This window comes from Thermovirga sp. (assembly GCF_017656375.1).
In the GTDB taxonomy this organism is placed as follows: domain Bacteria; phylum Synergistota; class Synergistia; order Synergistales; family Thermovirgaceae; genus Thermovirga.
On record NZ_JACDOB010000037.1, the window covers coordinates 1 to 11,093 of the forward strand.

General features: G+C 42.0%; 11 protein-coding genes. All 11 read left to right on the forward strand.

Going from position 1 to position 11,093, the window contains the following annotated elements:
- Nucleotides 1-989: ELM1/GtrOC1 family putative glycosyltransferase (locus tag H0Z23_RS07860; protein ID WP_296868891.1), on the forward strand; the 989-nt coding region annotated here is incomplete at its 5' end.
- Nucleotides 962-2,005: a glycosyltransferase family 4 protein gene (locus tag H0Z23_RS07865; RefSeq protein WP_296868892.1), complete on the forward strand. Its 1,044-nt coding sequence runs from the start codon at nt 962-964 to the stop codon at nt 2,003-2,005. The genes H0Z23_RS07860 and H0Z23_RS07865, both read left to right, overlap by 28 nt.
- 33 nt (nt 2,006-2,038) lie before the next feature.
- On the forward strand, nt 2,039-3,013 hold the full coding sequence (locus tag H0Z23_RS07870; RefSeq protein ID WP_296868893.1) for a glycosyltransferase family 9 protein: 975 nt from the start codon (nt 2,039-2,041) through the stop codon (nt 3,011-3,013).
- A gap of 26 nt (nt 3,014-3,039) precedes the next feature.
- The gene (locus H0Z23_RS07875) at nt 3,040-4,206 is read left to right on the forward strand and encodes a glycosyltransferase family 9 protein (RefSeq protein WP_296868894.1); all 1,167 of its coding nucleotides are present in this window, start codon (nt 3,040-3,042) and stop codon (nt 4,204-4,206) included.
- A 12-nt stretch (nt 4,207-4,218) separates the two neighbouring features.
- Nucleotides 4,219-5,226, forward strand: a complete 1,008-nt coding sequence (locus H0Z23_RS07880) for a glycosyltransferase family 9 protein (protein ID WP_296868895.1) — start codon at nt 4,219-4,221, stop codon at nt 5,224-5,226.
- A 38-nt stretch (nt 5,227-5,264) separates the two neighbouring features.
- Nucleotides 5,265-6,302: a glycosyltransferase family 2 protein gene (locus tag H0Z23_RS07885; RefSeq protein ID WP_296868896.1), complete on the forward strand. Its 1,038-nt coding sequence runs from the start codon at nt 5,265-5,267 to the stop codon at nt 6,300-6,302.
- A 15-nt stretch (nt 6,303-6,317) separates the two neighbouring features.
- Nucleotides 6,318-7,403: a glycosyltransferase gene (locus H0Z23_RS07890; RefSeq protein WP_296868897.1), complete on the forward strand. Its 1,086-nt coding sequence runs from the start codon at nt 6,318-6,320 to the stop codon at nt 7,401-7,403.
- 19 nt (nt 7,404-7,422) lie between these two features.
- Nucleotides 7,423-8,547 carry a glycosyltransferase family 4 protein gene (locus tag H0Z23_RS07895; protein WP_296868898.1) on the forward strand — a complete coding sequence of 375 codons (1,125 nt, stop codon included), beginning with the start codon at nt 7,423-7,425 and terminating at the stop codon, nt 8,545-8,547.
- 60 nt (nt 8,548-8,607) lie between these two features.
- Entirely contained in the window at nt 8,608-9,255 is a 648-nt protein-coding gene (locus tag H0Z23_RS07900) for a hypothetical protein (RefSeq protein WP_296868899.1), read from the forward strand.
- 28 nt (nt 9,256-9,283) lie between these two features.
- The gene (locus H0Z23_RS07905; protein ID WP_296868901.1) at nt 9,284-9,901 is read left to right on the forward strand and encodes an O-antigen ligase; all 618 of its coding nucleotides are present in this window, start codon (nt 9,284-9,286) and stop codon (nt 9,899-9,901) included.
- Nucleotides 9,898-10,932 carry a glycosyltransferase family 4 protein gene (locus H0Z23_RS07910; RefSeq protein WP_296868900.1) on the forward strand — a complete coding sequence of 345 codons (1,035 nt, stop codon included), beginning with the start codon at nt 9,898-9,900 and terminating at the stop codon, nt 10,930-10,932. Before H0Z23_RS07905 ends, H0Z23_RS07910 begins: the two co-directional genes overlap by 4 nt.
- Nucleotides 10,933-11,093 lie beyond the last annotated feature (161 nt).

The window sequence follows — 11,093 nt, forward strand, 5'->3', positions numbered from 1 at the left end:
GGTTTCTGAGGTTGAAAGTGGGGTCTCGTGTCCTCGCCTTTGGCTCTGGCAAGCGTCGCAGGAGGTGGCTTGAAAAGAGCGCTGCTTCAAGCCTTGTGGAGGATATAGAGCTGGTTTTTAAGGAAAAGAACATTCCTGCAGAAGATGTTCTTTTTATCTCGGCTGGAAGTTCGGCGGCTCCTTATTGTCTGGCTCTTGCCAGGGCCTTTGGCTCAAGGTGCTGTACTGTAATGACGCCCTCTGTACTTGGAACCGAACCCTTTGATTTTGCGGTGGTGCCGGAGCACGACAGGCCCAAGAAAAGCGAAAACCTTTTAGTTACCCTTGGTGCACCCAACAGGATATGCGAAGAGCTTTTGGAAGAGGGCAAGAGGAAGATTTTGAGACGCTTTCCTCCGAAAAGAAAGAAGCAATGGGGAGTTCTGATAGGCGGAGACGACAAAAACTATCGTATAGGCCCTGGTTGGGTTGAAAAGCTCATGGAGCTGCTCTTTTTTTGTGCCGAGAAGGCAGGTGCTGAGCTTTACATCACTACTTCCCGAAGGACAAGCAAGGAAGCGGAGCAATCCCTGAAGAAGTTCTGTGAAGGAAAGGAGAGTGTGAGTATGCTCCTTTTAGCTTCGGAGGAAAGCTGGAGTCCGGTTCCCGGGATTTTGGGGCTTTGCGAGAAGGTCCTTTGCACCGAGGATTCGGTATCCATGATATCTGAGGCTGCTACTGCCGGCCTGAGGCCCATAGTGCTTCCGGTGGAGAGGAAGGCCTCTTTGAGCTCTGTTTTAGGTAGAGTGGTTAATGGCGGGAGGTTTGTTTGGGGCGTAAAGAGGTTTGACCAGATGATAAAGGCCTTTGAAGAGAGGGCTTTATGTTCGGTTTTAGGCACCCTGGAGAGCCTGCCGGAATTGCTTTTTGAGGAGGCGGAAGGGCCGAAGGAAGATTTCAACGAGGCCCGACGCGCAGCAAGATGGATTACGGAAAGGTGGCAAGCATGAAGATAATACAGATACTGCCTGAATTGGAAGAAGGTGGAGCGGAAAGGCACGTTATGTGGCTTTCAAATGAGTTTGCCAGGCTGGGGCATGAAGTTATGGTTGTTTCAGCTGGAGGGAAACTCGTCAGTGATTTTGATTCCTCTGTAATTCACTGGAAACTTCCGGTTCACTTGAAAAACCCAGTGACCGCCGCGTTTTGCGCAGCAAGGATAGCTATGCGCGCCGCTTGGGAGGGATGGGAGATCCTTCACGCTCATTCCAGGGTTCCGGTGTGGATTGCCTGGTGGGCTTCCTGTTTGAGCGGAGTGCCATGGGTTTTTACTGCCCATGATAGATACAAGAAAAATTGTGCCATATACCCTTTTAGGCATGCCAAAGCGGCTATTTGTGTCAGCAATTCGGTTTCCGGTCATCTCAAGGGATTTTTGCCTGAAAATGTTCATGTTATATATAACGGCTTGCCAAAGGATTACGAGAAATGGCAGCAAAAAAGTAATGAAGCCCCTAGGAGGTTCCTTTTTTTAGGAAGGTTGACCAAAAGGAAGGGCTTTGATGTAGCTCTTAGGGCCCTTGGAGAGTTAAAGGATTACGAATGGGAATTGGATGTGGTGGGCGATGGAACTTTTCGCACAACTTTAGAGATCATATCAAAGGAATTTGGGATAGAAGGAAGAGTCCATTTCCATGGATTCAGAAACGATACGGATGAGTGGATGAAAAAGTGCGACTGTCTTTTGTTCCCCTCCTTTGACGAAGGAATGCCTCTTGTTCTGATGCAGGCAGTTTACATGGGGGTTCCTGTAGTGGCTTCCGATATTGCTCCAGTCAGGGAACTTGTCGCTTCTTGTGGTGGTGACCTTGTACCTCCTGGGAAGGTAGGAGCCTGGAAGGAACGTATAAGGCGCATTCTGGAGGGAGAAAATGTTTTTTCCCTTTTTGATGCAAAGAAAGTATCAACAGTGAAAGATGTTGTTTTTTGTGTTGAGAAAGTCTATGCAGAAGCTATAGAAAAATAAGCAAAAGAGCAAAAAGGGAGCTTAAAAGAATAGATGAAAGTAACAAAGGGCTTTATCACGGGTGGAGAAAGAATTCTTCTTAACAGGTACAGTGCCATGGGGGACGTGCTTGAGGTCTTCCCTTTTGCCAAGGCCCTTAAAGAGGCTTATCCTGAGATCCATCTGACGTGGTTTGTTGCCACTCCCTGGGATGAATTTGTGAGGTGCCAACCTTACGTAGATGATGTTATTGTCTGGAACCAAAAATCCAGGAACGTTAATTTTATAAAGTCAATTCTCGAAGTTAGAAAAAGAAAATTTGACAAGCTGCTGTGTTTTCAGGGGACCGATAGGGGAGCATTGCTGTCCTTGCTTTCTGGTATTCCTGTGAGAGTGGGAACTCACCGCTGGGCTAAGTTTGCCTATACTCATAACGCTAGGGATGTAGCGAAATTCCTAGGGTTAAAAAACTGTAAAAGGCCCTGGGTTTATGTTACAAAGGAAGCAGAATTCAAAGCCAGGGAAATCAGAAGCAAAGTGGATGGTCCTTTGCTTTTTTCTATTATAGGGGCTAGCAAGACAGTAAAGCGCTGGCCTGCCAAAAGATGGATAGAATTGTCTCATAGGTTGAAGCTTTTAGGGTGGGGTTTGGTGTTAATAGGCCATGGCAAGGAGGAAGAGACAATTGCCTCTGAAATAGTTGGGAATGCAAAAGGCGTTCAAGTAATCAATCTGGTGGGTCAACTGAGCCTTGTGGAGACTGCTGCATTGGCTAGGGAGTGTGATGCAGCTTTAGGAGGAGACACCGGTTTTATGCATTTGGTCAAGTTGATAGGATTACCTGCGGTGGGCTTGTTTGGGCCAACGTTGCCTGAGCAGGTTGGTTTAGCTGAGATAGAAAGTGCCTTAGTGTCCTCTTGTGAAAAAGTTGGTTGTGGAAACTGGGAGTGTCCCAATCAGGAGTGTTTGGGTTCCATAAAATCGAATGAAGTAGCGGATGCATTAGAAAAAGTATTAAGGAAGCCGTAGTTGTTTTTAGAAGGAGTGTGGTTTTATTGTTAATTAAGCAATATGATTTAAAGGCTTCAGATTCAACAAAATACGGCTTTTATTTGGCTAAGCACGAGGCTGCAGATTACCCTGCGGAGCTTTTTAAGGATTGGTATAAGGATCCTTGCTACCTGAAAATGTCGGTAAAAAAAGTGCTTTTTTATATTGGGGGAATGGCTCTAGGTGATTATGTAATGCTTAATCCCACGTTGGCAGCGTTTAGAAATGCTTTTCCTAACGCCGAATTTTCTATTGTGGGGTGCCCTTCAAAAGTTGTCCAAATGTTGGCTCAGGAAGCCGGAGTAATGGACCGCTTGTTTTGGTCAAAGATAAAAAAACATAGGCCTTGGTTTTATAAAAAATATAAGGAACTATGGGATTATGGGAAAGTTTTGGGTGGTATAGATTTGCTTGTAGATACACAGAGACAATTTTTGCCATCGCTTGTTTTGTCTCTTTGTTTTGATTACAAGTATAGAATAGGATATTCAAGTAAATGCTTCTTCAGTGATTGGAAGTTTGAGGAACCCAATCGACCTAAAGTTCATGATACATATCAAAGCCTTATGTTGGCTAGAAGGCTTGGGATAAAACCTTTATCTCCGCTTCACTCCATAAGGATCCCTGAGTGGGTTGAAAAAGAGACTGAAGTGCTTTTTAGGAATATAGATAGGGATAATATAATTGCTATGTTTCCGCTTGTTTCGTTTAATGACCCTTGTAGGCAGTGGCCTGTAAATTATTGGATGAGACTTACTGAGCTGTTAAGCGATGAAGGATATGAAATAATTCTTTTTGGGGATCCTGGAAGGATAAATGTTTTGCAGGAAATCAAAGGCAAAAATAGGGTAAAGGTTTTTTGGAACCTTTTGAACGAAAGACAAAGAGAATACGAAATATTTTTTTGCATAGCTGCTTTGAGAAAAGCTTTATGTGTGATAGGCCTTGAGAGTGGCGGAAGCCATTTGGCTGCTGCATGTGGCGCCAGGACTTTGACTTTGGCTCCAGCTACAAGGTTAGGCAGATATGCTCCTTTAGGGAACGATTCATGGGTTGTTTATTCTAATTTATTGGAATCTAAAGAAGAATTGACTACTTCGGAGAGGGTTGAAATTATAAATTCTCTTACTCCTGAAGTAGTTTTGGATGCGGTGGGGAAAATTGTTTCTTAATGGTGACGTGAAGTGAAGATAATTCCAAAGCATGTGAAAAAAGTTGCAGTTATAGGCCTTTCCTGCCTTGGGGACATGCTTCTGGCGTCGGCAGCCTTGTGGAACTTAAGGCGTTTTTTACCTGAGGCTTACTTTGTACTTTGGGTAGGCCCTGGTGCTGTGGCTGCAGTAGAAGGTGACCCTATATGGGATGAGATAAGGCTTTATGATAAAGCAGAAAGGTATAAGGGGTTAAAGGGTCGGATAAGGTTGATACGTGAGCTTAGGGAAGGAAAATTCGATTTGATTATTGATCTTCGTTCTACTTTGATGCCCCTTTTTAGTGGCTGTACTTATAACCCTCTCTGGGGTTTGAGGGAATTCTTCCTACCAAAGAAAATTCACGAAGCTGAGAGAAATTTATATGCTGTATCCACTCTGGGCGTTCCTATTTACAGCAGGCAGCTTCGTTTTCACGTAAAAGAAGAGGACAAAAGAAGGGCATTGGAAGTACTGAGTAAGATACTTGAGGGCAAAAAATTTGTCATGATGAACCCCGGGAGCCGAAACCCCAAAAAAAGGCTTCCTCCCAGGTTGTGCATAGAAGTTGGGGAAAAGTTGATTGAAAACGAAAACGCCGTTATAGGGATTATAGGATACTCTAAAGAGGAAGAAAGGGACGCTAAAGTAGTGCTTAAAGCTTTGGCCCCTAACGTGTTGGATTTGTCGGGCCCATTGAGTTTGTCAGCAGTTGGGGCTTTTATGGAAAAGGCAAGTTTGTTTATTACAGGAGATACGGCAGCAATGCACCTTGCAAGCGCAGTGGGCGTTCCTACCGTTGCTGTTTTTGGCCCATCCAGGCCTCATAGGTATGGGCCTTGGGGTAATCCCCACAGGGTCGTTTTAGTGCCTTTACCTTGTGCGCCGTGTGATGATAGGGGGTGTGTAAAAGGTGAAGATTTTAGGTGTTTGGAGTTGGTTAACCCTAAAGAGCTTTATAAGTGTAGTGTGGAGTTACTAAAAAATCCAATTTCATATTAGTTAATTATTAAAGACGTGAATTGTAGGAGGTTTGGGCCTTGGGAAAGCTTCTTTCTATAGTAGTACCTGTTTATAATGGGGCTAGTAAATTTCTAATGAACACCCTTGAGTATTTAGAAAATCAGGATTATTCTCCAATGGAACTCATACTTGTGGATGACGGATCGCAGGATAATAGTCTGAGTTTGATGAAGAACTTTGCTTGTAAAAGTAAACATTCAGTTAAGGTTATACATCAAGAAAATGCTGGTGTGTGTGTAGCTAGAAATAGAGGCTTTATCGCTTCTAAAGGAGAATATATAGCTTTTTTTGATGGAGACGATATATTTAGCCCTAATTGTTGTTCTAAGCTTGTGGAAGCTATGAAACGACACCAAGCGGATATGGTTTTTTGTGGATATGATTTTGCAGACCATGAAGGCAAAATTTTCAAGAAGTATACTGAAAAATACCGATATCCCAATGGAGAGTTTGAAAGAGGCTTGGATGTGCTGTCTGAATATTTACTTGGAAGGGTCGACCTGTGGGGCGGGGCGGTTTTGTATCGCAGGTCTTTTTTGGAACAAAACAATATTTCTTACACCGAGGGATGTCATTGTGCTGAAGATAATGAGGTATTTGTAAAATCTCTTGCTGTAGCTAAGAAAGTTGCCGTTGTTAAAGAAAGCCTTGTTGCGTGGCGTAAGCATGCTAGCTCTACTACATCTTCTTCTGATATTGTTAAATTTTATTCAAACCTTCATGAATTAACAGCCTATTTAAGGTGCCGCGCCTTTATGAAAAGGGTTGGCAAGCAAAATACCAAGGCTTACGAACTTTTGACTAAATTAATAATTCCCAGTGCCTATACAAATTATCTACAAAAGATCCTTGTTGATAAAGGTGAAGAATATTTAAAAAAACTGATTGAAAACAGAAGTTTTAAGGAGCAATTGAAGGAAAGCTGTACTGGGGTCCTTTTGCATAGACGCCCTGATTTGTTTTTTAAACTTTTTCTTGCAGTGTCTTTTCCTGATCTTTATGTGCGTTTGGCCATATTTAGGCAAATAAGTAAGGCGAGAAGTAAGAAAAAGTAAAAGGGAGATGGAAATTTGAGGATTCTTCATCATGTAGACGAAAACAACCTGTCATGGAGTAAGCCTTGGCTTGATTTGCTTAAAAAGATTAGGGAAATGGATGGCCTTGTAGAGCATTTTATAGCGTGTAGGCCAGGGGGAGCCCTAGCAGGAAGAGCAAGGGATGAAGGTTTTGAGGTGCTTGGATATCGGCCGATGTTTGCATGGAGCCCAGCTCTTTGCAGGGAGTTTGGCAGTCTGTTGGAGGAAATAAGGCCAGATGTAATTCATACCAGGCTGTCAAGTGCGGCTTTTATTGGATCCTATTGGGGGAAGAAGAAGAAAATTCCTGTCGTCGCTACGGTAGATAAGTTCCCTAAAGGAAGGTATTATGCGAATTCCACACTTTTGATAGCTCCTTCTACTGCTGTTGCAAAACATATGGAAAATCAAGGTTTTTCCACCAGTAAAATAAGGATAATTGCAAACCCGGTCGCAGTGAAAAAGTATGAACCAAACTCGAAGGAAAGGGAGAAGTTAAGGAATCAGGAGGGGGTAAAGCCTAGCGAACTCGTGATTCTGGGTATGGGGCGATTTGTGCCGTGGAAAGGTTTTGACCTTTTGATAAGGGCCGTTGGGGCTTTGGGGGCGGACAGGCCCATAAGCTTATGGCTGGTGGGAGATGGTCCCATGAGGGAAGAGCTTATAAAACTGGCAGAGGAGGTGTTTCGGGGGTTGTCCAACCGAAGGGTTAAGTTTTTCCCCTTTGCCAAGGATGTTAGGCCTTTTTTGTGGGCATCTGACCTTTTTGTCCAGCCTTCGTATCATGTGCCGGGCTCTGGGGGGCCAGAGGCCTTTGGTATTGCATTATTGGAGGCCATGGCTTCAGGGCTTCCTGTTGTGGCTTTTGCCTGTGGCGGTACCCTTGACCTAGTGCGAGATGGACACAATGGGTGGCTTGCTGAGGCAGGGGATTCAGATTCTTTGAAAAAGGCTTTACAGAAAGCTCTTTGTGTTATTCCGGATAAGACGAAAAGCCTGATGGCTATAGAGGAAGCTAAAAAGCACGATGTTTTTGCAATTGCAGAGCAGCATTTGAGACTTTACAAAGAATTGATTTAATGAGTGGGAGGATTGTTATATGAAGGTGGCTTTGGTGATTGAGGGGCTGGGAAGCGGAGGGGCGGAAAGGGTTGCATGTACGTTAGGGGAGTTGTTGTTCGCAAGGGGATTTGATGTGACTCTTTTGACAATAGATGCAGAAACTGGCAAGTTTTATACTCCTCCGGCTAGTTGTGAACTTTATGACCTTGGTTTGAAAAAAATAGAGATGAGCCTTTCGAAAAGAATTATAGGCTATCATTTTATAAGGCTTAAAAAACTTAAAGAAGCATTATTGAAGATAAATCCTAATCTGATTATTCCCTTCGGTACCAAGCTCAATGGATTGGTCTTATTGGCATTAGGGGAAAAAAGTAGAGATATTCCTGTAATTATTACAGAGCGTGGAGATCCCAAAAACGGCAGAATAGAGTGGACGTATAAGTTGCTTCGCAAAATTACTTATCCTAAAGCATCAACAATGGTTTGCCTTACTCGTTACGCGGCTGATTTTTGGTCAAAAAGTGTGCCTTCGTTGCCGACTTATGTAGTGCCTAACCCGGTTTCGTTTGTTATTCAGGAAGATACGGGGGAAATCTCTAAGGGAAATGGCAAAAATATTATTTTATCTGTTGGAAGATTAGCTCGCCAAAAGAATTACCCGCTTCTTTTAAAAGCTTTTTCGTTGATAGCTGCAGAATACCCAGATTGGGATTTGATAGTATATGGGGAAGGCAAAAAAAGAGAGGAATTGATAAGGCTTTCGAAAAGGCTTGGGATTTCCGAAAGGGTGTTTTTCCCTGGTGTTACGAAGAATATAGCCGAAGCTTATAAACGTGCCGATATTTATGTTCAATCTTCCCTGTATGAAGGTTTTTGCAATACATTAGTAGAGGCAATGGGGTTTGGTTTGCCTGTTATAGCTACGGACTGGAATGGCGTTGAAGATATTATTCTGGACGGGAAAAATGGCTTAGTCGTTCCTTTTGATGTGAAAAAACTGGCAGAGGCCATATCAACATTGATAAGCAATGAAGAGCTCAGACAAAATTTGGGAAAAGAAGCAAAAAAGATTAAACACAAGTTCTCTCTAGAGAAATTTGGCGAAAAATGGTACAGATTAATTCAAGATGTGCTTAAGCAGAAAAAACTCACAAATGAATGAGCAGTTTGGTCGGTAGATATATAGCAAAATATTATCATTAATAAATATTAGGGAGGATGAATGGTGATAGCTAAAAAGCAATATAACGTCAACTGGGGTCAGATAATATCTTCAGTGGGTAGCATTAAGGAAGACTGGATCCAGCATGTATTCTTTTTTTGTCTTGGTGCGGCAATGTTTGGAATAGGTTATGCCTCGGTACCTATTTTGATTTTGCTAGGGTGGACGTTGTACCATTTTTTTAAGAAAAATCTTAAATTAAAGACGTTTGTTGATAATGATTTGCAATCTAGGTTTCGTTGTATATGGTTCTATTATTTGTTGTTTTTGTTAATTGTCTTTGTCTCAGATATTATAAATTCTGGAGATTGGAATCATAGGGATAGCTTTTTAGTGAATTTATTTATTGGCTTTTTTATTTTAACGGGGAGTTTTGTAGCGAATAAATGTAAGATGGGGCTGGAAAGAACTATTGAGAATTATTGGAAGTGGTCTATTTTTTGGGGTTTTTTGATTCTTTTATTTGTCGAATTAAGGCACAGAGGGGTCTTTTTCTTCAATGAAGGTGTATTTGATAATGTGAATCAGCTGTTTCTAGTGGTTTCTTTTTTAGGAGTAGTTAATTGGGCGTTATTTTTAGAAAGAGCAAGGTGGAAGAGTATTTTTTTTTTGGTTGTCTGGATTTTTAGCTTTGTGGTCCGGGATTAGTGTTTTTAAATATTCTACCTCTGATGTTTTGCCCGCACTTTATATTTTTAGTTGTTTTCTTGTGTGTTTTTTGTCTAGATCTGAAATTTCAAAGTATATATTGTCTTTAGGTAGCTTATGTGCAGCTTTCTATGTTGTGTTTAGTAAGGGAATATTAGCAAAGATGGGCTCGGCAAATTTTATAAAAGTGGCTTTTTGGCGGCGCTTGTTGAATCATCGCGAAGAAATTTGGACAATAGTTATGAGAGTGTTTAGTGAGCATCCATTGTGGGGAGTTGGTTCAGGCAACTTTGGAAAGGCTTATGGAGCTATTTTGGAAAAGGCACAGGATCTGCCTCACGGCATTAAAGTGTATGACCATTCTCATTCTGTATGGCTGCAGCATTTTGTTTCCCACGGTGTTTTTGCTGGAATGTTTTTTTGTATCTTTTTGTTTCATGTAATTTCTTTTGTGATGTTTATGTGTTTCAGGAAGGATACAAGCCTTGGAATTTCTCTCGCGGCCTTAGGTGTTTTAACGTTATTTTTGTTGTATGGGATAGTAGAATATGTAGGTTTGTTTGAAGAAACCATTCCCTTTGTTTGGGGAACCTTAGGGATATTGCTAGGGCGTGGAATGTTGCTAGAAGAAGAGGTGAATGCATGAAAATTCTTCAAGCCATAGATGCGGGAGGTTGGGGTGGAGCCGAGAACGTTGTGGTGCAGCTGTCCAATGGTCTTGCAGGGAGAGGACACGAAGTGGAAGTATGGGCTAGAAAAGTCTCTGTTTTATGTGGGGAGCTTCAAGAGGGAATAAGGGTGAGAAATATACCTTTCTTGAATGATTATGACCCATTTACAATCATGATGTTTAAAAGTGCGCTAAAAAATTATGATGTAGTACATGTTCATTTGGGGCGAGCATCGATATTGTCTGGATACGCAACTTTTTTTTGCCGTCAAAATGTGCACCGCCTTTTTTGCCACATGCATAGCTTTCACAAACCGAAACATTATAGGAATCAGAAACAGATTATATGTGTATCTAAGTCTGTGGAAATGTATGTCAAGGAGTCCATGCCGTGGGTTGAAAGGACGTGGATTGTCTATAACGGCATAAATATAAAAGAGGCACGAGACGCCAAACCACTAATATGCGAGGAAAGTAAAAAAGTAAGAATAGGACTTCTTGCAACCTTCAAAAATGGGAAAGGGCATGAGGATTTATTGAAGGCTTTCTCAATTTTGGCGAAGGACGAGACTGTTGAATTGGTTTTGGGAGGAGATGGCCCGCTTTTGAGTTCTATGAAGAGATTGGCGGAATCGCTGGGGTTGTCGCAAAGGGTAAAATTTTTGGGTTTTATTAGACCACAAAAAGCATTCTCTTTTTGGAAGTCTGTTGATATAGCTTGTTTCCCCTCTTATATAGAGGGATGTCCTATTTCGGCCATAGAGGCCATGGCTGTAGGAACTCCCTTAGTTGTTTATGACTACAGAGGCGCTAAGGAGGTTTTGGGAGAGTCTTCAATTATAATTCCTTTAGGTGATGTGTCAGCACTAGCTCATGCTTTAAACAGCTTAACAAAAGATAGCCTCTTGAGGGCTAAATATGCTAGATTGAGTGAGTGGAAAAGTAAGCAATATTCCCAAGATACTATGATAAATAGAATTTTGCACATATATGAAAAGGCGCTTTGATTTTTTATAATATATTTGGGGTTTTATATTTATTCGTTTTTGGTCTTGGCAAATAATAAATGGGTTAGATGGCATGAAGATTTTATGCAAGCTCTGTATCTTGTAATGACTCTGATGGCAGGAAAGGAGGTGCGACCCCCGACGGCCACAAAGGGCAAGCG

Coding starts and splice junctions, on each gene's coding strand:
- H0Z23_RS07865 (WP_296868892.1), top strand. CDS start 962: ATGGATTACGGAAAGGTGGCAAGCATGAAGATAATACAGATACTGCCT.
- H0Z23_RS07870 (WP_296868893.1), top strand. CDS start 2,039: ATGAAAGTAACAAAGGGCTTTATCACGGGTGGAGAAAGAATTCTTCTT.
- H0Z23_RS07895 (WP_296868898.1), top strand. CDS start 7,423: ATGAAGGTGGCTTTGGTGATTGAGGGGCTGGGAAGCGGAGGGGCGGAA.
- H0Z23_RS07900 (WP_296868899.1), top strand. CDS start 8,608: ATGGTGATAGCTAAAAAGCAATATAACGTCAACTGGGGTCAGATAATA.
- H0Z23_RS07910 (WP_296868900.1), top strand. CDS start 9,898: ATGAAAATTCTTCAAGCCATAGATGCGGGAGGTTGGGGTGGAGCCGAG.